General features: G+C 59.8%; 21 protein-coding genes and 1 tRNA gene. 15 read left to right on the top strand and 7 right to left on the bottom strand.

The features are described 5' to 3' along the window. Nucleotides 1-31 precede the first annotated feature (31 nt). A complete protein-coding gene (locus BTH_RS28250; RefSeq protein WP_009906524.1) occupies nucleotides 32-1222 on the top strand; it encodes a cation diffusion facilitator family transporter in 1191 nt (396 codons plus the stop codon). Between the two features lie 165 nt (nucleotides 1223-1387). Here BTH_RS28250 and BTH_RS28245 read toward each other — a convergent pair whose 3' ends face one another. The 3 genes from BTH_RS28245 to BTH_RS28235 all read right to left on the bottom strand — a co-directional run bounded on the left by BTH_RS28245 (nucleotide 1388) and on the right by BTH_RS28235 (nucleotide 3234). After that, complete coding sequence (locus tag BTH_RS28245; RefSeq protein WP_004195771.1) at nucleotides 1388-1846, bottom strand: Lrp/AsnC family transcriptional regulator; 459 nt, start codon at nucleotides 1844-1846, stop codon at nucleotides 1388-1390. Nucleotides 1847-1936: 90 nt separating this feature from the next. Further along, a complete protein-coding gene (locus tag BTH_RS28240; RefSeq protein ID WP_009906521.1) occupies nucleotides 1937-2593 on the bottom strand; it encodes an exonuclease in 657 nt (218 codons plus the stop codon). After that, on the bottom strand, nucleotides 2590-3234 hold the full coding sequence (locus BTH_RS28235; RefSeq protein ID WP_009910074.1) for an MBL fold metallo-hydrolase: 645 nt from the start codon (nucleotides 3232-3234) through the stop codon (nucleotides 2590-2592). Before BTH_RS28235 ends, BTH_RS28240 begins: the two co-directional genes overlap by 4 nt. 600 nt (nucleotides 3235-3834) lie before the next feature. Here BTH_RS28235 and BTH_RS28230 point away from each other — a divergent pair. Beyond that, nucleotides 3835-4470, top strand: a complete 636-nt coding sequence (locus tag BTH_RS28230; protein ID WP_009906517.1) for a septal ring lytic transglycosylase RlpA family protein — start codon at nucleotides 3835-3837, stop codon at nucleotides 4468-4470. A gap of 94 nt (nucleotides 4471-4564) precedes the next feature. Here BTH_RS28230 and rsmI read toward each other — a convergent pair whose 3' ends face one another. Further along, the gene (gene rsmI / locus BTH_RS28225; RefSeq protein WP_009906515.1) at nucleotides 4565-5452 is read right to left on the bottom strand and encodes a 16S rRNA (cytidine(1402)-2'-O)-methyltransferase; all 888 of its coding nucleotides are present in this window, start codon (nucleotides 5450-5452) and stop codon (nucleotides 4565-4567) included. Between the two features lie 46 nt (nucleotides 5453-5498). Here rsmI and BTH_RS28220 point away from each other — a divergent pair, with 46 nt between their 5' ends. The 5 genes from BTH_RS28220 (at nucleotide 5499) to BTH_RS28200 (ending at nucleotide 7948) form a co-directional block, all read left to right on the top strand. After that, nucleotides 5499-5933 carry a YraN family protein gene (locus BTH_RS28220; protein ID WP_009910065.1) on the top strand — a complete coding sequence of 145 codons (435 nt, stop codon included), beginning with the start codon at nucleotides 5499-5501 and terminating at the stop codon, nucleotides 5931-5933. A 122-nt stretch (nucleotides 5934-6055) separates the two neighbouring features. Beyond that, nucleotides 6056-6634 (top strand): SIS domain-containing protein, encoded by a 579-nt coding sequence (locus BTH_RS28215; RefSeq protein WP_009910064.1) that lies wholly within the window; start codon nucleotides 6056-6058, stop codon nucleotides 6632-6634. 18 nt (nucleotides 6635-6652) lie between these two features. Beyond that, a complete protein-coding gene (locus BTH_RS28210; protein ID WP_009906511.1) occupies nucleotides 6653-7453 on the top strand; it encodes a BON domain-containing protein in 801 nt (266 codons plus the stop codon). Then, nucleotides 7450-7812: a c-type cytochrome gene (locus BTH_RS28205; protein WP_025369721.1), complete on the top strand. Its 363-nt coding sequence runs from the start codon at nucleotides 7450-7452 to the stop codon at nucleotides 7810-7812. Before BTH_RS28210 ends, BTH_RS28205 begins: the two co-directional genes overlap by 4 nt. 60 nt (nucleotides 7813-7872) lie before the next feature. After that, nucleotides 7873-7948, top strand: a tRNA-Ala gene (locus BTH_RS28200). A 10-nt stretch (nucleotides 7949-7958) separates the two neighbouring features. On the opposite strand, the gene BTH_RS34120 is transcribed toward BTH_RS28200, so the two are convergent. Beyond that, nucleotides 7959-8315, bottom strand: a complete 357-nt coding sequence (locus BTH_RS34120) for a hypothetical protein (protein ID WP_127446418.1) — start codon at nucleotides 8313-8315, stop codon at nucleotides 7959-7961. Nucleotides 8316-8365: 50 nt separating this feature from the next. Between BTH_RS34120 and BTH_RS28195 the strand changes: the two genes are divergently transcribed. The 5 genes from BTH_RS28195 (at nucleotide 8366) to BTH_RS28175 (ending at nucleotide 15857) form a co-directional block, all read left to right on the top strand. Continuing rightward, entirely contained in the window at nucleotides 8366-11653 is a 3288-nt protein-coding gene (locus BTH_RS28195) for a DEAD/DEAH box helicase (RefSeq protein WP_227739566.1), read from the top strand. Between the two features lie 45 nt (nucleotides 11654-11698). Next, the gene (gene tnpA, locus BTH_RS28190; RefSeq protein WP_009888727.1) at nucleotides 11699-12106 is read left to right on the top strand and encodes an IS66-like element accessory protein TnpA; all 408 of its coding nucleotides are present in this window, start codon (nucleotides 11699-11701) and stop codon (nucleotides 12104-12106) included. Then, nucleotides 12103-12450 (top strand): IS66 family insertion sequence element accessory protein TnpB, encoded by a 348-nt coding sequence (gene tnpB, locus BTH_RS28185; protein ID WP_009889515.1) that lies wholly within the window; start codon nucleotides 12103-12105, stop codon nucleotides 12448-12450. The genes tnpA and tnpB overlap by 4 nt, the downstream gene beginning before the upstream one ends. A gap of 29 nt (nucleotides 12451-12479) precedes the next feature. Further along, nucleotides 12480-14051 carry an IS66 family transposase gene (gene tnpC / locus BTH_RS28180; RefSeq protein ID WP_009889500.1) on the top strand — a complete coding sequence of 524 codons (1572 nt, stop codon included), beginning with the start codon at nucleotides 12480-12482 and terminating at the stop codon, nucleotides 14049-14051. Nucleotides 14052-14207: 156 nt separating this feature from the next. Next, nucleotides 14208-15857 carry a type ISP restriction/modification enzyme gene (locus BTH_RS28175; RefSeq protein WP_234982862.1) on the top strand — a complete coding sequence of 550 codons (1650 nt, stop codon included), beginning with the start codon at nucleotides 14208-14210 and terminating at the stop codon, nucleotides 15855-15857. 500 nt (nucleotides 15858-16357) lie between these two features. Here the strand turns inward: BTH_RS28175 and BTH_RS28170 are convergent, their stop codons facing one another. Beyond that, nucleotides 16358-17626: an IS256 family transposase gene (locus tag BTH_RS28170; RefSeq protein WP_011402592.1), complete on the bottom strand. Its 1269-nt coding sequence runs from the start codon at nucleotides 17624-17626 to the stop codon at nucleotides 16358-16360. A gap of 829 nt (nucleotides 17627-18455) precedes the next feature. Here BTH_RS28170 and BTH_RS28165 point away from each other — a divergent pair. Together BTH_RS28165 and BTH_RS34115 are read left to right on the top strand one after the other, a co-directional pair. After that, nucleotides 18456-20435 (top strand): AAA family ATPase, encoded by a 1980-nt coding sequence (locus tag BTH_RS28165; protein WP_045592532.1) that lies wholly within the window; start codon nucleotides 18456-18458, stop codon nucleotides 20433-20435. Nucleotides 20436-20688: 253 nt separating this feature from the next. After that, entirely contained in the window at nucleotides 20689-20919 is a 231-nt protein-coding gene (locus BTH_RS34115; RefSeq protein WP_127446417.1) for a hypothetical protein, read from the top strand. On the opposite strand, the gene BTH_RS32550 is transcribed toward BTH_RS34115, so the two are convergent. After that, nucleotides 20899-22845 carry an ATP-dependent nuclease gene (locus BTH_RS32550; RefSeq protein WP_011402590.1) on the bottom strand — a complete coding sequence of 649 codons (1947 nt, stop codon included), beginning with the start codon at nucleotides 22843-22845 and terminating at the stop codon, nucleotides 20899-20901. The genes BTH_RS34115 and BTH_RS32550 overlap by 21 nt on opposite strands. 394 nt (nucleotides 22846-23239) lie before the next feature. Here BTH_RS32550 and BTH_RS28160 point away from each other — a divergent pair, with 394 nt between their 5' ends. Then, nucleotides 23240-23887 (top strand): recombinase family protein, encoded by a 648-nt coding sequence (locus tag BTH_RS28160; RefSeq protein WP_025404133.1) that lies wholly within the window; start codon nucleotides 23240-23242, stop codon nucleotides 23885-23887. Nucleotides 23888-23902 lie beyond the last annotated feature (15 nt).

Below are 23902 nucleotides of genomic sequence, written 5' to 3'. Positions count from 1 at the left end.
ATTGCGTCTCCATCGCCGCATTCGATATTTCATGTCTACATTTTCAAACGGCGACCTGGCATCGGAAAAGCAGGTCGTCGCCCGCAAGAGCACGTTTGTCAGTATCGTCCTCAACGTGATTCTGGCGACGCTGCAGGTGGTTGTCGGTGTAATTGCGCATTCCCAGGCTTTGATTGCCGATGGCGTCCACTCTTTGTCGGATTTGGTTTCAGATTTTGTGGTACTGCTCGCCAACCGGCATAGCGGCGCAAAACCGGACGCCGACCACAATTACGGTCACAGTCGTTATGAAACGGTTGCTTCATTCTTTCTCGGCGCGATCCTGATCGCAGTCGGCGTCGGAATGCTGTGGCGCGCGGGCGACCGGCTCGTGCATCTCGAAGACATCCCGCCCGTCCATGCGAGCGCGCTCGCGGTCGCGGTGGTCGTGCTGCTGTCGAAGGAGGGGCTGTTCCGCTACATGCTGCGCGAAGCCCAGCGCGTGCGCTCGGCGATGCTCGTCGCGAACGCCTGGCACGCGCGCTCGGACGCTGCGTCGTCGCTCGTCGTCGCGATCGGTATCATCGGCAGCCTTGCCGGCGTGCGCCTGCTCGACCCGATCGCCGCGGCGATCGTCGGCTTCATGGTCGCCCGGATGGGCTGGACGTTCGGCTGGGACGCGCTGCAGGATCTGTCGGACCGCGCGCTCGACGAGAACGCGTCCGCCGAGATTCGCGCGCTCATCGTATCGACGCCCGGCGTGCGCGACGTGCACGATCTGCGCACGCGCAAGATGGGCGATTCGGCGCTCGTCGATGCGCACATCCTCGTCGATCCGATGATGTCCGTCTCCGAGGGGCATTACATCGCGGAGGCCGCGCGGGCGCGCGCGCTCACCGACCGGCGCGTGCTCGACGCGCTGATTCACGTCGATCCCGAGCACGACGTCGCGCGCCGCACGGTGCTTGATCTGCCGCCGCGCGATCAGATAGAGGGGCAGATCGAGGCGGTGCTCGAAAGGGCGGGGCTAAGGGCGAGCGCGATCAACCTGCACTACCTGAGCACGGGACTCGAAATCGACATCACGCTTGCGCCGGATGCAAGCGGGGATCGGGAGGGCGGCAGCGATCCGGCCGCTCGTTTGGACATCGAAGCATTGAAGCAGCAGTTCGGCGCGCGACGCCTCGGCGTTTCGCGCGCACTCGCGTCGAGCGACGCGGCGGCGGTCGGCCGGCCGCTCTGACCGGGGTCGGCGCGACGCGCGCACGCGCCGCGACACGTGCCGCACGGCGCGGGGGGGCATCGCAGGCGCTGCTGAAATGCGGAGACGACGCGCGCACGCGCCTGCCAGCCAACGCAAGCCGACGCGCCCCGACGCGACTCGCCGCCGAAGTCGCCTGACCCCGCGTCAGAGCGGCAACTGCGTATCGAACTTGATTTCGCGCAGCACGACGCTCGTGCGCACCTGCGAGACGGCGGGAATCTTGAAGATCCGCTCGTGCAGGAAGATGTCGTAGGCCTTGATGTCCGGGGCGACGATCTTGAGGATGTAATCGGCTTCGCCCGTCGTGCTGTAGCACTCGGTCACTTCGGGGCAGGTCGCGATTTCACGCTCGAACTGCTCGACGCCGCCTTCGTTGTGGCGGGTCAGGTGAACGTGCGCGAGCGCGCAGATATGGAGCCCGAGCTTCTCGCGGTCGAGGAGGGCGGTGTAGCGCTGGATCACGCCCGACTGCTCCATGTCCTTGATGCGGCGCCAGCACGGCGTGCTGGAGAGGCCGACCTGATCGGAGATCTCCTGCACGGAGCGGCGCGCGTCGAGCTGCAACAGGCGAAGGATTTTTTGCGAAAAGGTATCGAGGGTCACCTGCGCCTCCAAAGCGGCTACAACATGTGGCAATGGTAGAGGCGGGTGGAAGGAAAGGCAATCTGATGGCGCTGAAATGAGCGATATTCGCTAATTTCTCGGGCCGTCGGCGGCATTTTGTGCTGATTCGTCAGCTTCTTCGACGGACGGCGCCGGCGCCCTCGCCGTCTGCAGCGCGCGCAGGTCGGCGAGCATGTTGCAAAAGAGCGCGCCTTGCTCGATCGCGTCGTCGAGCGCGACGTGTGTGTGTGGATGGTCGTCGAACCAGTGCCTCGGGAAGCGCGGCTTGATCGCCTTCCGGTACGGCAGGCCGGTGATCGCGAATGCGAGCGTCTTGATGTCGAGCGCCGACCACGAGAACGGGCAGCGCCCGGCGAAGCGCATCATGTACCAGAACATGAACGTGAAATCGAAGCCCGCCGGCATCGCGACGAACACGGGCTTGCCGGGCAGCGCCTCGACCCATTCGACGTACGCGACGAGCGCCGCCTCCGGCGCCTGCAAATCGCGCCGGCATGCGGCCCACGCCTCGGGCTGCGTCTTCCACCACGCAGCCTGCACCGGGTGCGCCGCCGCGCCCGGCAGCAGCTCGAGATTCGCGGAGAAGGTCGCGATCAGCCGCTTGTCCTCGGTAAATGCGGCGGACGCGAAGCTCAGCATCGAATGCGGGCCCGGGATCGGGCCGTCCGCCTCGACGTCGGTGCTCACATAGATTTCGCGGCTCGGCATGGTCGGCGCAGCGCTCATCCCGCCACCCCGTCTGCGACGAACGGATTCGTGCGGCGCTCGTCGCCGAACGTCGACACCGGGCCGTGGCCGGGCACGAACGTGACGTCGTCGCCGAGCGGCCAGAGCTTTTCGCGGATCGAGCGGATCAGGTCCGCGTGGTTGCCGCGCGGGAAATCGGTGCGGCCGATCGAGCCGGCGAACAGTACGTCGCCGACGATCGCGAGCCGATGCGCGCGGCTGAAGAACACGACGTGGCCTGGCGTGTGCCCCGGGCAGTGATAGACCTCGAGCGTTTCCTCGCCGAACGTGACCGATTCGCCGTCGTCGAGCCAGCGGTCGGGCTCGAACGCCTCGGCGGCCGGAAAGCCGAAACGTTCGCTTTGCATCGGCAACTTCTCGATCCAGAAGCGCTCGTCTTCGTGCGGCCCCTCGATCGGCACGCCGTAATGCGCGGCGAGCCGCTTCGCGCCCGCGCAATGGTCGACATGACCGTGCGTGAGCAGCACCTTCTCTACGCGCACGTTCTGCCGGGCGACTTCCTGTTCGATCAGTTCGAAATCGCCGCCGGGGTCGACGACGGCGGCGCGCCCCGTCTTTTCGCAGACGAGCAGCGAGCAGTTCTGCTGGAACGGCGTGACCGGAATGAGCGTGACTTTCATGGCGCGGGAGCGGCTAAAACCCCCGATTGTACTGGTCGCGCCGATCGGCTGCCGCGCGCGGCGGCTCAATGTCGATTGTTTCGATCATAGAGAGAATCAATGATCGAAACCGGTCGTTTTTGAGGCGGCCGTTTTCGTTTATGTATAATGCGGCGCAGTGTGCGTGGAAAGCCACGCCTTCAGCAGGTGTTCGGGGGACGTCTTTTCGGCTTCCGTGACACCGTCAATGCAAGAGCCGCCGGGGGTCCGGCGGCGCATCCAGCGCCGATTCGTCGGCGCTCACGTCTTGTCCGGCCAGGCGCAACGCGCCTGCTGCGGCCCTGCTGCCGCGACGCCGGATGAGGCCTATGCCGCCGTTCCTGCGCGTTTGAGTTCATGACGCGCACGAACGTGGAAGCCATGTTCGATTGGCGGCATGTGGGGTCTGGTCAGGCTGCCGGGGACAGGTTGCGCCAGACGTGAAAGCTAATCAGGACCGGTTGCGGCAGAACGTGAGCCGCGCCAGATGCAAGCCGCCCGCGCGCGAGCGCGACTGGGGCATGCATGTCCGTCCGGATCGCATTCGTAGCGACGCGATCCGTACAAGCAGGCGACACGTCGATGAGATTTCGATTACCGAGGCATCTCGGGACTTTAGCTGTATTCTTCGCGCTGACAGGCTGCGCGGTGCCGCCGAACGCACCGACTTCCGAACAGGCGAAAGGCGCCGCGTCGAAGGACGCGCTGCGCACGGCCGCGTCGGGCGCGGCCAACAACAATAAGGAATCGGCGGGTGCGCCGCTGAACTTCGACACGGCACTCGCGTCGATGCCCGCCGCCGGCTCGCAGGACGCATCGCGCCAATCGCTCGCGAACGCGAAGCCGATCGACGCCGCGGACATCTCGGATTTCCGCCAGACCGGCCGCGCGTCGTGGTACGGCAAGGGCTTTCACGGCCGCCGCACCGCGAACGGCGAACGCTTCAACATGAATGAACTCACGGCCGCGCACCGAACGCTGCCGCTCGCGTCGTACGTGCGCGTGACGAACCAGGCGAACGGCAAGTCCGTCGTCGTGAAGATCAACGATCGCGGCCCGTTCTCGCGCGGCCGAATCCTCGATCTGTCGTATGCGGCGGCGAAGGTGATCGGCCTCGTTCGCGCGGGCACCGCGCGCGTGAAGATTCAGGGGCTGTCGCCTGAAGAGGCGCGCGTCGCGCGCGACGAGATGCTCGCGTCGAACAGCACGACGAAGTAATCGCGACAAGGGCGCCGCGTCGGCCGCCCGGACGACGATCGAACGCATGCGAAAGGGCCGCTTCGTGCGGCCCTTTCGCTTTTGCAGCGAATCCTTACTCTTCTTCCGTTTTCTTCAGCGCGAGCGCGCGCGCATAGAGCGCGTTGCGCGACGCCCCCGTCAACGCCGCCGCGAGCTTCGCCGCGCTCTTCACCGGCACTTCGTCGAGCAGCAGCTTGAGCAACGCGTCGTGCGCGTTTGCATCGTCGCCGCGCGCGTCTTGCGGCGCGCCCTCGACCACGAGCACGAACTCGCCGCGCTGCCGGTTCGCGTCCGCGCGCAGCCACGTTGGCCCTTCGGCCAGCGTGCCCTCGAACAGCTCCTCGTGTAGCTTGGTGAGCTCGCGCGCGATCAGCAGCCGGCGGTCGCCGCCGAGCGCCGCCGCGAGCGCCTCGACTGTCTCGACGATCCGGTGCGGCGCCTCGTAGAACACCAGTGCGTACGGATGCGTCTGCAGCGGTTGGAGCGCCGCGTCGCGCTGCTTCGGCTTCGGCGGCAGAAAGCCCGCGAACGTGAATGCGCCCGCCCAGTCGCCCGCCACGCTGAGCGCAGCGGCGGCCGCGTTCGCGCCCGGCAGCGGGATCACGCCGAAGCCGGCGGCGCGCACGGCGTCGACGAGTTTCGCGCCGGGGTCGGAAATGCCGGGCGTGCCGGCGTCCGACACGTACGCGATCCGCTCGCCTGCGCGCAGGTGGTCGATCAGCTTCGCGGCGGCCGCGCGCTCGTTGTGCTCGTGCACGGCGACGAGCGGCTTCGAGATTCCGTAGCGCGCGAGCAGTTGGCCCGTGTTGCGGGTGTCCTCGGCGGCGATGCGGTCGGCGAGCGCCAGCACGTGCAGCGCGCGCAGCGTGATGTCGGCGGCGTTGCCGATCGGCGTCGCGACGACGTAGAGGGCGCCCGTCGGGTATTGCTGCGCCTGCGCGAGATCGAGGAGGGAAGTCATGACACGAAAGGCGCCCGCACGCGGCGCAAACGGAACAAGCCCAGCATTGTGCCACGCACGCGCGGCGCGGCAGGCAACGGGCGAGGCCGAAGCGGCGCCGCGCGACAACTTTTCGAAGGCGGCCGGGTCCAAGCGCGTCGTCGGCGCTGCGTTCGAGACGCGCGCGCAGCGCTTTCTCGAGCGCGCGGGACTCGCGCCCGTCGCGCGCAACGTGACCGTGCGCGGCGGCGAAATCGACCTCGTGATGCGCGAGCGCGACGGCACGCTCGTGTTCGTCGAAGTGCGCGCGCGCACGAGCGGCCGCTACGGCGGCGCGGCGGCGAGCATCGGCGCGCGCAAGCGCATGCGGCTCCTGCACGCGGCGCATCTGTTCTGGGCGCGAATGGGCGGCGCGAGCGCGTGCCGCTTCGACGTCGTCGCCTTCGAAGGCGGCCGGCTCGTGTGGCTGCGCGATGCGTTTCGCGCCGACGAAACAGCCTAGCTTGTGTCGAGATGTAAGGAGATGCGGCGACGCTCTGGCGGCGGGGGCGGAGTGCGGTAAACTCGCCGCACTCACGATGCCGCGCGACGCAGGCCGCGCGCGCAGTACCCGATTAGGAATCGATGTCAGTCGAACGTATACAGCAACATATCCGCGACAGCGCCGCGCTCGCTCACGAAGCGCTCGACGCGCTGTCGCTGCCGATCGCGGCGGCCGTCGACGCGATGTTCATGGCGCTCGCGAACGGCAACAAGATCGTCGCATGCGGCGATGGCCCGTCGGCCGCCGCGGCCGAGCGGCTTGCCGCAGCATTGATCGGCGGATTCGAGCGCGAGCGTCCCGGCCTGCCCGGGCTCGCGCTCCACACCGATGCGAGCCGCGCCTGCACGGGGGCCGACGGCGATCAGATCTTCGCCAAACAAGTGCGCACGCTCGGCCAGATGGGCGACGTGCTGCTCGTGCTCGATCCGCTCGGCGACTCGCCGCGCGTGCTGGCCGCCGTCGAGGAAGCGCGCGAGCGCGAGATGATCGTCATCGCGCTGACGGGCAATGGCGGCGGGCGCCTCGGCGCGTCGCTCGCCGACACCGATATTCAGATCTGCGTGCCGTCCGGGCGGGCGGTGCGTATCCAGGAAGTCCATCTGCTGACCATCCACTGCCTGTGCGACGGCATCGACGCGATGCTGCTGGGCGAGGATTGAATCGAAGGAGAGCCGTCGATGAGTAACAGCCGCGTCAGACAGACGCTAGTCAGAACCACGCTCGTGATCGGCCTGTCGGCCGGCCTGGCCGCAACGCTGCAAGGCTGCGTGCTCGCGGTCGCCGGCGCGGCGGCGGGCGGCGGCGCGCTCGTCGCGACCGATCGCCGCACGCTCGGCGCGCAGACAGAGGATCGCGAGATCCAGGTGAAGGCGTTGACGCAGATGAACAACGGGCTGCCAGACGGCTCGCATGTGAACGTGACGGTGTTCAACCGCCGCGTGCTGCTGACGGGCGAAGTGCCGAGCGACGCCGCGAAGCAGCGCGCCGAAGAGATCGTCCGCGGGATCAACAACGTGAACGCGATCGTCAACGAGCTTGCGGTCGGGCCGGCGAGTTCGCTGTCGGACCGGGCGAACGACTCGTATCTCGAAGGCCGCGTGAAGACCTCGATGATCGCGGAGAAGGGCATCTCCGCGAACAATTACAAGGTCGTGTGCGAGCGGGGCAACGTGTATCTGATGGGCCTCGTGACGAGCGACGAAGGCAATCGCGGCGCGGACGTCGCGAGCCGCGTGCCGGGCGTCGAGAAGGTCGTCAAGGTGTTCCAGTACATCAAGCCGCAGGAAGCGGATGCGCTGACGGCGGCGGCGCCCGCGAGCGGCGCGTCGGCAGTCGCCGCGCCTGCGACCGCGCCCGATGGCGCGACGGTCGGCGCGGTGCCGGATTCGAGCGTCACCGCGACGCCGCTGCAAGCGCCCGCGCCGGTCTCCAATTCGACGAACGTGCATCCGGGCAATCCGAAGACGGGGACGCCGTGATGGTTGCGACGCGCGTGAAACGGATGATGGGCGGTGCGGTTATCGCGATTGCGGCGTTTGGTGGCGCGATGACGGCTGCGCCGGCATATGCGGATGTCGGCGATGGGCTGAGGGTCGCGCGCGGCAATGCGTGCATGGGCTGCCACGCGGTGGACCGGAAGCTAGTCGGACCATCTTTCCAGCAGATTGCCGAGCGGTACAAGAACGACAAGCAGGCGGTGCCGAAGCTCGTGAAGAAGGTGAAGGACGGCGGCTCCGGCGTGTGGGGCGCGATTCCGATGCCCGCGCACCCTCGAATGAGCGACGCGGACGTGCGCTCGGTCGTTCAATGGGTGCTGGCTGGTGCGCCGTCGAAATAATCGGCGCAAACCTGTTGCCAAGCGCCGATGACGTGATGTATGATCGTCGGCTGTTGGTGAGGGGCGGTAGCTCAGCTGGGAGAGCGTCGCGTTCGCAATGCGAAGGTCGTGGGTTCGATCCCCATTCGCTCCACCAAAAAATCCCTTTAAAAACCGGCGCTTAGCCGGTTTTTTCTTTTCTGCGTTGCTTCCGTCGTCGTTGGCTCGACACCCCGCAGGGTGACATCAGGGTGACAGACAGTAGCCTGTCGGGTGGAAGCATGGCACGCGCTCCGATGCAAGGTCAACGGTGACAGCAGGGCGTGCCCGCCATTACCCACGTCTGATGGCGGTCTGTCAGCGATGCGGTTCTTCTCCCGAAGCAATGCCAGCACCGTTTCATAATCATCGTACAAGTCGTGCAACAGGTAGGCCGCGTATTCCTTGGCTACCTTCATTTCTGGCGACGTTACTTCCCCACGCTTCGTGATTTCGTCAGTGTCGGCGGATTGGCCGAAAGGCATAATGTCGCCTTCGTGGTTTCATCTCCACAATAACAAGCGACTCAGCACCTATGACCGCACTCGAAATGCTTCTCGACACCTTCCGCCAAACTGCCGTAACCGAAAGGGAGAAGGGAACCTACTTCGAAGAGTTGATCGTCACCTATTTGCGGAATGAAGCCACGTACCGCGATCTATACAGCGATGTCTGGACCTATGCGGAATGGGCGGACCTGCAAGGGCTGGACAAGCGGGACACCGGCATTGACCTTGTGGCGAAGACGCGGGGCACGGACGAGTTCCATGCGATCCAGTGCAAGCTGTTTGCACAGGGCCACAAGGTCCAGAAAAGCGACATCGACAGCTTCTTCACGGCATCGGGCAAGAAGCCATTCACGCGCCGGATCATCGTCGCCACGACGAATCATTGGAGTGAACACGCCGAAGATGCCTTGCTGGATCAGCAACCGCCAGTCAGCAAGATCGACCTGACCGCCCTTGAAGAAAGCCAGATCGATTGGGGCCAGTACCGTCCCAAGGCCATGCCGGTCATCAAGGCGAAGAAGGAACTGCGCCCGCACCAGACCAGTGCGCTTAACGCAGTCGTGCATGGTCTGGCCGATGCCGACCGTGGCAAGCTGATAATGGCATGCGGAACCGGCAAAACGATGTCCGCGCTGAAGATCGCCGAAACGATGGCCGGTGCGGGCAAGCGCGTACTTTTTCTCGTACCGAGTCTGTCGCTACTTTCCCAGACTTTGACGGAATGGACGCAAGAAAGTGAGACGCCGCTTCACAGCTTTGCGGTTTGCTCGGACAGCGACGTTGGCAAGAAGCGCAAGAAAGAAGACGACATGGTGCAAACCTTCGTCCATGAACTACGCTACCCGGCCACGACCGATTCGGCCCGACTGGCGGCAGAGATGGTGAAGCGGCACGACACGTCGCACATGAGCGTCGTTTTCTCGACCTATCACTCGATTGATGTCATCAGCCGTGCGCAGAAGCAGTTCGGGTTGGCTGACTTCGACCTGATTGTCTGCGATGAAGCGCACCGCACGACCGGTGCGACGTTTGGCGACGATGACGAAAGCACCTTCGTTCGGGTCCACGACGCCGACTACATCCGCGCTGCCAAGCGCCTGTACATGACGGCCACGCCGCGTATCTATGGGGATTCGGCCAAGGCCACGGCGGAACGTGACAACGTTGCGCTTTGTTCGATGGACGACACGGCCCTGTACGGTGACGAACTGTTCGTCATCACCTTCTCGGAAGCCGTGAAGCGCGGGTTGCTGGTGGATTACAAGGTGATCGTGCTGGCGGTCGAAGAGACGCACGTCAACCGGCGTCTGCAAGACCTGCTGAAGGATGAGAACAACCAGTTGAAGGTTGACGACGCTGCCAAGATCGTTGGCTGCTGGAAGGCACTGTCGAAACAGGGATTGACGGAAGATTTGGTTGGCGACGGCGATCCTATGAGCCGTGCGGTGGCCTTCTGTCAGGTCATCGAAGTCTCGAAAGGGGCCAAGACTCACAAGGTTAGTTCGAAACAGATCGCCGGAATGTTTCAAGCGGTCGTTGAAGCGTATCAGGAATCTGAAGAGACCGAAGAATTCGAACAGGCGGCCCGACTTCACTGCGAAGCCGAACACGTTGACGGCGGCATGAATGCCAGTGAGAAGGAAGCGAAGCTGGCATGGCTGAAGGCAGAGACGCCCGAAAACACCTGTCGGATTCTCAGTAACGTCCGTTGCTTGTCCGAAGGTGTGGACGTACCGGCATTGGATGCCGTGCTGTTCCTGACGCCGCGTAACTCGCAGGTTGACGTGGTGCAGTCGGTCGGTCGCGTCATGCGCAATGCGCCGGGCAAGACGCGCGGGTATGTGGTCCTGCCGGTCGTGATTCCGGCTGGTGTCGAACCACACGAAGCCCTGAGCGACAACAAGACCTATGCCGTCGTCTGGCAGGTCCTGCAAGCCCTGCGTTCGCACGATGATCGATTCGATGCGATGGTGAACAAGCTCGACTTGATCGGCAAGGACACCAGCAAGATGGAAGTCATCGCGATCACTGACAAGATTCAGAAGAAGCAGCAGAAAACCAACGGGACGAAGAACAAGGACGCTGGTAAGGGCGGCTTCACCATCGGTGAAGCGGTCAAGAAGCGCACGCCGCAGGAACAGCACGAACTGCAATTCGAGATCGGCGAGATCGAGAAGGCGATCTACGCGAAGCTGGTCCAGAAGGTCGGCAACCGTCACCATTGGGAAGATTGGGCGAATGACATTGCGAAGATCGCGCGGACCCACATCGACCGCATCACCGGCATCATCGAAAACCCGGAGAACACGAAGGAACGGGAAGCGTTCGATTCATTCGCCGCTGAACTGCGTGACGACCTGAACGGCAGCATCACGGATGGCGAGATCATCGAGATGCTGGCGCAGCATCTCATCACGAAGCCGGTGTTCGATGCCCTGTTCGCCGACTACAGCTTCGCGAAGCACAACCCGATGTCGCTGGCGATGCAGAACGTGCTGGATGTGCTGCACGAACACCGGCTAGACAAGGAAGCAGACACGCTGGAAAAGTTCTACGACAGTGTGAAGCTCCGGGCGGAAGGGATCGACAACGCGGCGGGCAAGCAAAAGATCGTCGTCGAACTCTACGACAAGTTCTTCCGCAACGCCTTCCCGAAGATGACCGAGCGTCTAGGGATCGTCTATACGCCGGTCGAAGTCGTGGACTTTATCATTCATAGCGTCGGTCACGTGTTGCAAGCCGAGTTCGGCCAGACCTTGGGTAGCAAGGGCGTTCACATCATCGACCCGTTCGTCGGTACGGGTACGTTCGTGACGCGTCTGCTGCAAAGCGGGCTTATCACGCCGGAAGAACTACCGCACAAGTACAAGCACGAAATCCATGCGAACGAAATCGTGCTGCTGGCGTATTACATTGCTTGCATCAACATCGAAGCGGTATATCACGGCATGGTCGGCGGTAAGTACCAGCCGTTCGAAGGCATCTGCCTTGCGGATACCTTTCAGCTTTACGAGAAGGAAGACTTGGTTGATGCCGTACAGGCAAGTAACAGCGCCCGTCGTAAGAAACAGAAGAAGCTCGATATCCGGGTCATCTTCGGCAATCCGCCCTATTCGGCCGGTCAAGACAGCGCAAATGACAACAACCAGAATGTGGCGTACCCACATCTCGACAGTCGCATCCGAAGCACCTATGCCGAGCGGTCCAGCGCCACGAACAAGAACGCGCTGTATGACAGCTACATTCGTGCGATCCGCTGGGCCAGCGACCGGATCGTAAGCGAGTCGCCGGTACCGTCTCGACGGTGTGAATGAATGTTGCCAGAGTAGACCCCACCACGGCGAGTAGCGGGGACCACAGTGTCAACAGAAGCACCGAAGAGAACTTCACGCAAAGGCATTCCTAATCACCCCGTCGAATTTCGACGGAAACTCGCCAAGCTGGCCTGCGAACCGGGCGTATCCGTAGCGCGGCTGGCGATGGAACACGGGGTGAACACGAACTTGTTATTCAAATGGCGTCGCGCGTTGCGTGCCGGCGAATACGATTCTGTGGGATTTTTGCCGGTCACATTGGAAGCGCCAGCGCCACAGATCGAGCGACCGACTGCGACCGTGGCGCCGACGCCGGTGATCGGCGCTGCCGCGATGGGCGCCATAGAGATCAACGTCGGTAACACTCGTGTGCGGATCGAGGGCTCGCCCAACGAGGGCACGTTGCGGCTGGTGCTGCGCATGTTGCGCAACACACCGGAATCGGCAGCATGATCGGGCTGCCCAGCCGCACAAAGGTCTGGCTGGCCGCGGGTGTGACTGATATGCGTTCAGGCTTCAACAGCTTGGCCGCGAAGGTCCAGACCGTATTGGAACGCGATCCCTTCAGCGGCCACGTGTTCGTGTTCCGAGGCAAGCGCGGCGATCTGGTCAAAGTGCTGTGGTGGAGCGGCGACGGCATGTGTCTTCTGATGAAACGCCTGGAACGGGGCCGATTCGTTTGGCCACGCGCCGACGGTGGCGTTGTCTGCCTGAGCCAAGCCCAACTGTCGATGCTGCTCGAAGGTATCGACTGGCGCCAGCCGATACGAACGACCGAGCCGACATCGGCGTTGTAAACCCGTCGGCCGCCGCGTAAACTGCCGGCATGACCGCGGCCAACGCCTATCCGGACGACATCGAAGCGCTCAAAGCCATGCTGCTCGAGCGCGATGCTCGCATTGGGCATCTCGAGGACGTAGTCGAATCGCACAAGGCGGCGAACGCCACCGCCAAGGCAGAGATCGAGCATCTGAAGCTGCTGATTGCGAAGCTGCGCCGCATGCAGTTCGGTCGCAAGTCGGAGAAGCTCGATCGTCAGATCGAACAACTCGAACTGCGTCTGGAAGAACTCGAAGCGGACGAAGGCGCGGCTCCGATCGAAATCCCGAAGACACCTCGTACCGCGCCGGAACAGTCGCCTCGCAAGCCGCTGCCCGAGCATCTGCCACGTGAAGAGCAAACGCACTTGCCGCAATCGACCGAGACGTGCTCGGAATGCGGCGGCAAGCTCAAGCTGCTAGGCGAAGACGTCTCCGAACAACTTGAATATGTACCTGCGAGCTTCCGCGTAATCCGTCATGTGCGGCCCAAGTTCGCCTGCGCGTGCTGCGATCACATCGCGCAAGCAGCAGCGCCGAGTCGTCCCATCGAGCGCGGCCTGGCGGGCCCTGGACTACTCGCGCACGTGCTGGTCTCGAAGTTCGCAGACCACATCCCGCTGTATCGGCAGTCGGTCATGTATGCGCGTGAAGGCGTCGAACTCGACCGCTCGTTGCTCGCGAAGTGGGTCGGCCACGGCGCGACGCTTTTACAACCACTGGTCGATGCATTACGCCGTCATGTGATGACCGGGACGAAGCTGCATGCCGACGACACGCCGGTCCCAGTGCTCGAACCGGGCAACGGCAAGACGAAGACTGGCCGCTTGTGGGTCTATGTGCGTGACGATCGATCGTCAGCCGATATGACGCCGCCAGCGGTGTGGTTCGCTTACACGCCGGATCGCAAAGGCATCCATCCGCAACAACATCTCGAGACGTTCAGCGGCACGCTGCAAGCGGACGCCTATGGCGGCTACCAGGCTATCTACGAGACCGGACGCGTGAGGGAAGCTGCCTGCTGGGCGCATGCCCGACGCCAGTTCTATGAGCTACACGCTGCGCGCCCGAACGCATTGAATACCGAAGCGCTCGAGCGTATCGGTGCGTTGTACAAGATCGAAGACGCGATACGCGGCAAACCGCCCGACGAGCGTCGTGCGTATCGAGAAGCACATGCCCGACCGCTTCTCAGTCAGCTTCACGCCTGGCTCACCGCCACGCTGGAGACACTCTCAAAGAAATCCGATACGAGTCGGGCGATTCTCTATGCGCTGAACCGATGGGAAGCGCTCACACGCTATTGCGACGACGGCCAACTCGAGATCGATAACCTGCCGGTCGAGCGAGCGTTGCGTGGAGTGGCCATCGGGAGGCGGAATTACCTGTTCGCCGGTGCCGACTCCGGCGGCGAGCGCGCTGCCGCGATCTATAGCCTCATCGGAACGGCGAAGCTCAACGGCATCGATCCCGAGGCGTATCTGCGCTTCGTCCTTGCCCGCATTGCTGATCACGCAATCAATCGTGTCGATCAGCTCATGCCGTGGGCCATAGCTGATCAACTCCGCGACGACAGCTGACATCAAGATCCCGTCGTCAAGACGGCGCTGCCGACACGCTTACACCGGATCGGCAAGAGCGGCGTAATCGGTTTCGTGACCAATGCAGGGTTTCTTGAAGCAAACACTGCCGATGGCTTGCGAAAGTGTCTGGCTGACGAGTTCAGCAGCATCCATGTGTTCCATCTGCGGGGAAATCAGCGAACTTCCGGTGATGTATCTCGCAGGGAAGGTGGCAAAATTTTTGGTGGCGGCAGCCGCGCACCGATTGCCATCTCGATTCTGGTCAAGAATCCGGACGCCGCGCAGCACGGCCAGATTTACTTCCATGACATCGGCGACTACCTGACGCGTGAAGAGAAGCTGGTGAAGATCAGCACCTTCGGCAGCATCGAAGGGATCACGCAAGTGGATGGTTGGCGGTCAATCACGCCCGACCAGCATGGAGATTGGTTGAAGCAGCGCGACGACCGCTTTGGTGAGTACATCGCCCTTGGCGACAAGGACAGCAAGTACGACCGAAAGATTTTTGAAATATATTCGCGTGGTGTGGCTACTAGTCGCGATGCGTGGTGCTACAACAGTTCCGCAACCACAGTGTCATCCAACATGACGCGGATGATCGATTTTTACAACACGGAGTTGTATCGCTTTAATAAGGCGTTTCCCGGTCAGGAAAAAAAAGCACGCGAAGCGAATGTTGACGACTTTGTTGGGAGCGATCCAACGCAGATCAGTTGGAATCGCAGCTTGAAGCAGGAATTCGTGAAGAATCGGAAGTGCGAGTATGACGCGCAGTCCCTGACGCCAAGTTTGTACCGTCCCTTCGCAAAGCAGTGGCTGTACTTCAATCGTCGTCTTAACGACATGGTGTACCAGATGCCGCGTATATTCCCTGACGCCACCGCCGGGAATCTGGCGATTGTGACATCAGGTACGGGCGGACGTACTGCGTTCACCGCGTTGATGGTGAATGTCATACCGAGTCTGCATATGGCGGACATCGACGGTTCCCAATGTTTCCCGTTGTACCTGTATAGCGAACCTGCGGATGAAATCACGGAAGTGTCGCCAAACGCCGAATTGTTCGAAGCGCCGACCGCAGCCACGGCGCATCGCGAACGTCGAGACGCACTGACGGATGAAGGGCTGACGCACTTTCAGGCTGCATATCCGGGCCAAGCGATCACCAAGGAAGACGTGTTCTATTACGTCTATGGCTTGCTGCATTCGCCGGACTACCGTGAACGATACGGTGATACGCTTCGGAAGGAGCTGCCGCGCATCCCATGCGTGAAGACGCCTGCCGACTTCTGGGCGTTCTCGAAGGCTGGTCGTAAGCTGGCCGACCTTCACATCAACTACGAGACTGTCGCGATGTACCCATTGCAGATCGAAGGCGGCGGGCTGTTGTTGACCGATAACGACTACCGTGTCGAGAAGATGCGATACGGCAAGAACGGCAAGGACAAGGACCTGACTACGCTGATCTACAACGACAAGATCACGATCAAGGGTATCCCGCTGGAAGCCTATGAATATGTTGTCAATGGCAAACCGGCCTTGGACTGGGTTGTCGAACGGCAGTGCGTCAAGGTTGACGATGGCAAGAACGGTAGTGGCATCGTCAACGACGCGAACGATTACGCCATCGAGACGATGAATAATCCGCGTTACCCGCTGGAACTGTTTCAGCGGGTCGTGACGGTCAGTCTGGAAACGATGAAGATCGTGAAGTCATTGCCGCATCTCGACATTCAGCAGCCGGGTCAGACTGTAGGACAGTTGATGGAAGCGAAGGACGAACCGGACGCGCTGACTGCGTGACCGGTGCACACCCGTCGGCATCTGCAATGGTGGATCGCCGACCGGTGTACAGTGGTCGGTTGCATTGGTGTGGTCATCACCATTGACAGTGAAGCACCGTTGCCGCCAATGGTGCCGCCGACTGTTGCACCGGACTGTTGCATTGGACCGGACCGAAGAAACTGTCGCTACAGTGGTCGCGCAACGGTATGTCGTATTGATTGCGTGACCGGCCCACGATCACCACGGTGGACGCTGGCGGTACAGTGGTCGGTGTCATTGGTGTCGTTGTCACTGTAGCAATTGAAGCACTGTTACCACTGCCGATGACACTGTTACCAGTGATGCTGGCAGGGTTACACCCACCAACAATGGTAACGCGCACACCACCGTTGATGCAGTGTTACCGCTGACGATGGTGTTGCCAGCCATGCCGATGGGGTGATACACCACCGACCGTGATCGGTGTTCGCCGTTGCGGACGTGTCAGGAATTTCGTGTGCTGAGGCCGGTTAAAGGTCTCAGTTGATGGCGGAGGTGAATCGCTCGCCGAACAGAATGGCGAACTGATTAACTGCTTGCCGCCAAGTGATAGGCGGCATCTTCCAATCCTTTTCGATGTTGCGCAAGGCCAGATACAGCAGTTTGCTGGCGGCTTCGTCGCTCGGGAAGTGGCCGCGGTTCTTGACGATCTTGCGCAACTGCATGTGCATGCTCTCGATAGCGTTTGTCGTATATACGATTCGACGCACCTCCGGCGGATAGGCAAAGAAGGGAATCACCTGTTCCCATTGGCGCTGCCACATGGCCGCGACGGTAGGGAATTTGCGGCCCCACTCGCTCTGCGCAAAGGCGTCGAGCGCCGCTGCCGCCGCCTCGGCCGTGGCGGCCTGGTAGATCGGCTTGATCGCGGCAGCCAGCGGCTTGCGATCCTTCCAGCTCGCCAGATTCAGCGAATTGCGGATCAGATGCACGATGCAGGTCTGGATTTGGGCGGCCGGATAGACCGCCTCGATCGCTTCGGGGAAGCCGCGCAACCCATCGACCACCGCGATCAGGATGTCGTGCAAGCCGCGGTTCTTCAGCTCGTTGAAGACCTTCAGCCAGAACTTGGCGCCTTCGGTTTGCTCGATCCACAAACCCAGTACTTCCTTGCGGCCGTCGGCGCGGATGCCCAGCGCCAGATAGACCGCCTTGTTCTTGACCGTGCCTTCGTCGCGGATCTTCAGCCGCAGCGCGTCGAAGTACACAATCGGATACATGGCCTCGAGCGGGCGCTGCTGCCACTGTTCGACGTCGGCCAGCACCTCGTCGGTGACCGTCGAAATCAGGTCGGGCGACACCTGCAACCCGTACAGTTCCAGCAGATGGCCCTGAATCTCGCGAACGCTCATGCCGCGCGCATACATGCTGATCACGTGGTCGTCGAAGCCTGGCAGCCGGCGTTGGTACTTGCCGACCAACTGCGGCTCAAACGTCGCCTGTCGATCGCGCGGAATATCCAGCTTCAGTTCGCCGTTGGGCGTCAGGACCGTCTTGGGGCTGGTGCCGTTGCGGTGGTTACCGGCCCTGCCTTGCTCGGTCTCGGCTGCCAGATGGTGGCTCAACTCGGCCGCGAGCATGCGCTCGGCCAGTTGCTTCTTGAGCTGGCCGGCCAGCCCCGATTCGCCCAGGATCGACTCGGCATCCTTGCCCTGAACCTGGGCAAGCAACTGATCGATCAGCTCATCGGGAAACAGCTTTGGTGCCTTCGGATTCTTGCTCTTCTTGCTCACTGTTGCATCGGTCATAGGACGTTAGTTCCGTTATCGTCTCATGACCTCAGCACACTAAAAATCTGACAGGCTCGCCGTTGCAGGTACAGCACTAGTGTTAGCGACGACGGTCGATGACACCCCATTCGTGATGACACCCGCGAAGGTCGGCACACCCGTCTATCATTGCCGATACCGTCACGTTGCACCACTGAAGCTGGATCGGACAGTACCAGTGCAACTGGTTGTTATGGTGTTGCCCGATGGGTAGGGGTCGATTGTATGGTTGTGCTGTCGCGGACAATCATCAATGGCAGTGCTACGACGTGGTAGCCGACTGTTGTCGCCACCACTGGTTGCTACCGTCTTTCAACGGTCGGTAATCGAGTGTTGGCGCGACCCAACAAAACGCTACGATGTCAAGAGCACAATTGACAAAGTGGTCGCGCTCTGGCATAATGCGCACTGTTGAGTTGATTATGTGTTCGCGCCTTCGGCGGAACCTACCTGACGTGGCTTCTGCCGCAACGCTTCGACTGTTCTGGTCAAGCGTCTACATGATTCCTTCTAGCAGTATCCAAGCCGTTCCTGGACCCATTGCGTCCGCATGTTTCGCATGGCGTTGTTGCGCCTGATGAAAAGCCGTCCGGGAACTCAATCTAACAATAGGCTTCCTTGTCGTCGGCATCAGCGCGATACGCAATGCGACTGTTCGCGCCCATGATGGTCATTCGATAAGGATTGCGAATTTATCAAGTGCACTCGCACATACGAACATGTTGTCCCGCAATACATATGTAACCGTCATCCAATCGCCGTTTGGCATTCCGCTGCTTGCGGTTACGCTCTCCCGTGGTGCCGAATGATGTCGGCGCTACCTGTCCAAAAAAAGCCGGTCGCCTTGCCGGTCAACTTCGAAGGCATTCCCGCATCGCTGAAAGAGCGTCCGCAGTGGCTCCTGTGGCAGTACGAGTATGACGGTAAGCGGTGGACGAAGGTCCCGAAGCAATCGAACGGACGCCACGCAAGCACGAAGAATCCCAACACGTGGACGAATTTCGATCAGGTCCGTGACGAGTATCAAAGTGGTGAGTTCGACGGTATCGGCATCGTTCTTGTCGATGGCTTGTTCGGTATCGATTTCGATCATGTGCTGGATGCGGACTGCAACCCGGAAGCATGGGCCGACGACGTGCTGCGACAGTTTCCACATACATACGTCGAGAGATCGCCGAGTGGCGATGGTCTTCATCTCTTCGGTCTCGGTGAACTGGTCGAATGCGGCAAGGCCGGTCCCGGCAATCGTCTCGAATGCTACGACCAGAAGAGTCCGCGCTACTTCACGATGACGGGCCATGAGTTCCGCAGCGGCTACGATGTAACCGAACAGCAAGAAGGGCAGAGCTGGCTGCACGAACACTACTATAGCCAATCGGCCAAGCCTGTTGATTCGAATGTCGTTGAACTGGTGCAGCGGCAGGGCAAGGTCCTGACCGACGATGAAATTATTGAAAGGGCTTCCCACATCGGTGACGGCGAGCGATTCCGCAATCTGTTCCATGACGGCCACTGCTTCGATCATCCGAGTGCGTCTGAAGCAGACCTTGCCCTGTGCAACATGTTCGCCCGCTTCACGCGCGATGCGGACCAGATTGATGGACTCTTCCGGCGATCCGGCCTATACCGTGAAAAGTGGGACGAATCGCATACGGCGGGGCAGACCTACGGCCAGACGACGATCTCGAAGGCGCTGACCGGCGAGAACGCCGCGAAGCAAGTCGAAGCCGCTGTTCCGCGCACTGGTGGATTCGTCCGTGCTGCTGATGCAATGGCCGAAACGACCACCGTCGATTGGTTGATCGACGGTGTGATGGAACAGGGCACGTCCTGCATGCTGTTCGGTGCATCCGGCAGTGGCAAGAGTTTCGTTGCAATCGATTGGTCATGTTGCATCGCGACCGGCACCGACTGGCACGGCCAAGATGTCGCACCGGGTGCGGTTTTCTACATCGTCGGCGAAGGTCAGAAGGGCTTCAACCGACGACTGTTCGCTTGGGAAAAAGCAAACGACGTATCCTTGCACACCGCACCGCTATACCTATGGCAGTCGCCGGTTCCACTATCTGATCCCAACAGCGTGAAGCGGTTGGCCGACGACATCACGAAGGCCGCATCTGAGAACGAACCGCCACGAATGATCGTCATCGACACACTGGCGCGAAATATCGGTGGTGCGGACGAGAACAGTAACCGGGACATGGGCCTTCTCATGAACCTGTTGGATACCCACTTGCGTCTTCCTTTCAACGCATCTGTCGTCATCGTGCATCACTCGGGGAATGGCGACAAAGACAGGTTGCGCGGCGCATCTGGCCTGACTGGCGCTGTTGACTACGAATATCGCGTTGACAAGAAAGGTGACGAACGTTCCTTGGTCTGCAAGAAGAACAAAGAAGGTGAAGAAGGTACTGAACACCACTTCCGAATCGAGCGCGTACCCCTTGACGATGGAATGTCTTCTGCTGCCCTTGTAATGCTTGATGCGACATCGAAGAAAGCTGCTGGTGCGAAACTCGGTGATGCAGCGAAAACTTGCCTACGTGTTCTGCGGGACATCACCGAGTTCGAAGGCGTTGAACCGCCAGATGAACTGAAACAGGCATTGGGCTTGATGTATCCGCCGCTTGTCGTCCCGAAGAGTAAGTTGAAACAGGCATCAATCGAAGCGGGTATCAGCAATGGAAGCCCGGACGCATGCCGCAGGGCGTTTGATCGTGCCTTTGACCGACTGGTGAACGAAGCCAACTTGGTCGCAACCTACGGCGATTACGTCTGGTCGAAGTGACAGACGGACAAGCCGGACAAGTCGATGTAACAAGAAGGCCAAGAACTTGACCGCCGACCTAATAAGGACAGACACGGACACACCCCTATAAGGGGTGCCCGGTTGTCCATAGGTGAAGTTTGAAATTGATTTTCTCTCTTCTCCTGTGGCTAATAAAGAAGTGCCCGCCCGTCCTGTCCTTCACCACAAATCCAGTTCATATCAGCCGCTGACAACGGGCGCACAAGCCTAACAAGCGTCCCGAAATCAAATCATGAAACAAGTATCCAGAAAGCAACGCGCGAAATACAACAAATTCGTCGCGGCAACGTCGCATATGTATGAAGTCCTTTTCGGCGAAGACCCGAACGATGTCTATCCGAAAGAAAGCAGCCCCGAAGCCAAGCATCTTCCGAATAGTACGGCCTTGAACAATACATCGACGCCTGTTGCCGACACGCTGACCAAGGGTCAGGATTTTATCTCACGTTGCCTGTATCGATGAGAAGAGTTTAAGCAAGCAGTCGGGTATCAATGATCGAAGCTCGTCAATCACTTTTAAGATTATCGCTCTTTTTAAATCGCCTTCTCTGTGGAAGCGTTTCAATTCATCAAAGGTTGATTTAAGTAAGCCTTCAAGATCGTGACCTTGCATGGTCATATACCAACTCGGCACGCGAATGGAATTACCACCGACATAGCGACACTCTATGGTGTCGGTCGCAACTTCACTCGTTAATCGCTGCTTTACCTTTGCTACGACAAAGTCTGCGATGCCTTGCAATCTGTCATCACTGAATCGAGTGAAATCGGCGTGCGTTTCGTCTTCGGTGAGTTTTAGTTCTTCTCGCGATACAAATCGCTCTCTAAAAAGAAATGCGGCAATTAGAATTGGGTCAAAAATGTAATTTTCGATACTGTATCGCAAGCCTTGTCCTAGCACCTTCACGCGGTCGGCGCTGGAATTAACGCAATCCCAATCGATTATGCCAAAAACCGTTCCGTTCCCTGCGCCGTGCAACTTGCTTACAACATCGCGAACATGAGCGCATCCGCCATCCTTTGCGCCACCTGCTGCAATGAAGGTCAGGGAAATTTCGGGGATGAGACGCGACTTTAGTTTTTCGTAGAACGCTTCGTAGAACTCTGCATCGTAATGGCTTTCCGTAAAAACCTGACGGCGATTTTGATAGTGCATGCTTAAAGACGGCACGCCTTCCATCAGGATGGAAAGCGCACTGTCCTTCGATGTCTTTACCAACCGATTGGTATCGCCCTTTCTCATGGCGTACAACGATTCTTCCGGCGCTAATGCTACCGTCGAAGGGGAGTGCGTCGTTAAAATGACCTTAATCTTGTGTTGGCCTATCAATACAGTCTCAATCGTGCGCAGCAGCGATTGCGTCATTGAAGGATGTAGCGGTGCATCTATTTCGTCGAACAGCAACACTTGTGGATATTCGACAATCTGCCTTTTGTCTTTCGCGTAATATAGGCAGAGCGCGAAAGACATTAAAATCTTTTCGCCAGAAGATAGATCATTAAATTTTACCCGGATACCAGTGATTTGGTCTACGAGATTTGGTTCATACGGGCGCTCGTCGAACTTGTCCGGTGCATTAATCCGGAAACTTAAATTTGCGGTTTCCAGAATGTCATTAACAAAATTCCACGGGGCAACTCCATATCGCGATACGAATTCGTCTTCGCTGAATACTCGGTGATTTTCGCCTTGCGAATTGAGAAATTTCTTGAACTGATTTCTTGTGTGATTTTCTTGGTATTCGGCAAATAGTCGAGCGAACGACTGCTGAAACATATCTACCGGTTGCCACGTCAGCGGGAAGTTCTCGTAAAAATCTTCTTCTTCGAACGCTGCTAGTCGAAGTTGTGTTGATGCCCGAATTCCAGACAAAAGCCGCGAACGGTTTTGCGGGTCTTGTTGTACAAATTGCTGAGTTAATGCCTGATCGACATTGTTGGTTAAGTTCTGAATTTGCTGAAGTATTGCCGTGGCTTCAGATTCTGTGAATCCTTCCGCGCTCAATATTTCAGGCGTAAGCAAAGTCAATTGCTTAACGCTGAATTTCGATAACGTTGGGTATTGGCCGCAAATCTGCTGTATCTGCGGTAATAACGGTGCAGCAAGGGATGAGAGTTGCGACCACATTTGTGATCGTTCTTGCTTTGCTTGGAATCCCGCAAACGATCCGCTGTCGTTCGGAACCATGTTGGACCAATCAAACCGCCGGATATTTCTAGTATGCGGGTTATGGGGGACTTCTTCGATGCGAAGCAATCCAGCTTCAAGCGCCTGTAGGAAATGACTTTTACCAGCGCCGTTTACGCCAGTCAGCACCACAAAATCTGGCAGTTCGACCGTAGGGAACGATTTTATTGACTTGTGGGGAGAACCGAAGCTTATTTTCATTTTTGCAGGACGATATGGAGCAATCGGACGGCTACAAACGTGGGATGCTTTGGGGGATGGAACTGCTGCACGATTTTACACGTTCCTGAGCAGTATTCGTGACACTGTCCAATGTTGCGGCAACATCCCGGTTCTCTATGGGTATGCCTTAGCCGAACCGGTCCGCAGGTGGTTCGGCATACGACTGAACGAGAATCCATGTCGAACTGATATGACCTACGCGTACCGAACCGGGTACACCCGTCGTTGTGCATCGGCCAAGCGACTGTCGCCAAACCACCGTTTCCCAACAGTTATCGGATGTATTGGTCCGGCCTGTTGGAAATATAGGGTTGACTATTTCCGACATCAAGTGATATTCTGACACCCTTTTCCAACGCCTTCGGGGGTGTCTATGGCGATCTTCGGGTACGGTCGGGTCAGCACGCGCGAACAGACAACCGAGAATCAGCGTCTCGAAATCGAGAATGCTGGATTCAAGGTCGATTACTGGTTCACGGACGAAGGCATCAGCGGCAAGACCCATGCGTCGCAGCGCCCGCAGTTCGTCGCGATGTTGGACAAGATCAGGGATGGCGAGACGTTGGTTGTCTCCCGTCTCGACAGATTGGGACGCGATGCCGAAGATGTTCTGCGGACCGTGCGGACGTTGGCCGAACGCAAGATCGAAGTTATCGTGCTTCAACTCGGGAAACTCGATCTGGGGTCATCTGCCGGGAAGCTGATGCTCACGATGTTGTCTGCTGTTGCGGAAATGGAGCGTTCACTGCTGGTGGAGCGCACGCAAGCCGGATTGGTGCGTGCGAAGGCAGAAGGCAAAACCCTTGGCAGACCGTCCAAGACAACGCCAGCGCAACGCGAAGAGATGAAGGGCAAGTACGCGGCGGGTGAGACGGTAAGTGCCTTGGCGCGGACCTACGGCATCTCACGGGCGAGTGTGCTGGCCGTGGTGAATCCGTCACGTGAACCGACTGGTTTCGGAGCGGACGGCGTACCGGTCGCACTCATCGATTGGGATCGTCGCAAGTCGCGCGGCGCATGAACATCAGCCGTCAAA

Origin of the sequence: Burkholderia thailandensis E264 (genome assembly GCF_000012365.1) — a bacterium.
Classification (GTDB): Bacteria; Pseudomonadota; Gammaproteobacteria; order Burkholderiales; family Burkholderiaceae; genus Burkholderia; species Burkholderia thailandensis.
The sequence above is the reverse complement of the archived record's forward strand: the minus strand, read 5'-3'. Positions and strand labels throughout refer to the sequence as shown.

Bases quoted from the DNA above. Each gene is read 5' to 3' on its own strand.
- BTH_RS28250 (WP_009906524.1), top strand. From the start codon at position 32: ATGTCTACATTTTCAAACGGCGACCTGGCATCGGAAAAGCAGGTCGTC.
- tnpC (WP_009889500.1), top strand. From the start codon at position 12,480: ATGACCGCGGCCAACGCCTATCCGGACGACATCGAAGCGCTCAAAGCC.
- BTH_RS28160 (WP_025404133.1), top strand. From the start codon at position 23,240: ATGGCGATCTTCGGGTACGGTCGGGTCAGCACGCGCGAACAGACAACC.
- BTH_RS32550 (WP_011402590.1), bottom strand. From the start codon at position 22,845: ATGAAAATAAGCTTCGGTTCTCCCCACAAGTCAATAAAATCGTTCCCT.
- BTH_RS28240 (WP_009906521.1), bottom strand. From the start codon at position 2,593: ATGAGCGCTGCGCCGACCATGCCGAGCCGCGAAATCTATGTGAGCACC.
- BTH_RS34115 (WP_127446417.1), top strand. From the start codon at position 20,689: ATGAAACAAGTATCCAGAAAGCAACGCGCGAAATACAACAAATTCGTC.
- BTH_RS28235 (WP_009910074.1), bottom strand. From the start codon at position 3,234: ATGAAAGTCACGCTCATTCCGGTCACGCCGTTCCAGCAGAACTGCTCG.
- BTH_RS28210 (WP_009906511.1), top strand. From the start codon at position 6,653: ATGAGTAACAGCCGCGTCAGACAGACGCTAGTCAGAACCACGCTCGTG.
- BTH_RS28170 (WP_011402592.1), bottom strand. From the start codon at position 17,626: ATGACCGATGCAACAGTGAGCAAGAAGAGCAAGAATCCGAAGGCACCA.
- BTH_RS28195 (WP_227739566.1), top strand. From the start codon at position 8,366: ATGACCGCACTCGAAATGCTTCTCGACACCTTCCGCCAAACTGCCGTA.
- BTH_RS28215 (WP_009910064.1), top strand. From the start codon at position 6,056: ATGTCAGTCGAACGTATACAGCAACATATCCGCGACAGCGCCGCGCTC.
- BTH_RS28165 (WP_045592532.1), top strand. From the start codon at position 18,456: ATGTCGGCGCTACCTGTCCAAAAAAAGCCGGTCGCCTTGCCGGTCAAC.
- tnpB (WP_009889515.1), top strand. From the start codon at position 12,103: ATGATCGGGCTGCCCAGCCGCACAAAGGTCTGGCTGGCCGCGGGTGTG.
- BTH_RS34120 (WP_127446418.1), bottom strand. From the start codon at position 8,315: ATGCCTTTCGGCCAATCCGCCGACACTGACGAAATCACGAAGCGTGGG.
- BTH_RS28230 (WP_009906517.1), top strand. From the start codon at position 3,835: ATGAGATTTCGATTACCGAGGCATCTCGGGACTTTAGCTGTATTCTTC.
- rsmI (WP_009906515.1), bottom strand. From the start codon at position 5,452: ATGACTTCCCTCCTCGATCTCGCGCAGGCGCAGCAATACCCGACGGGC.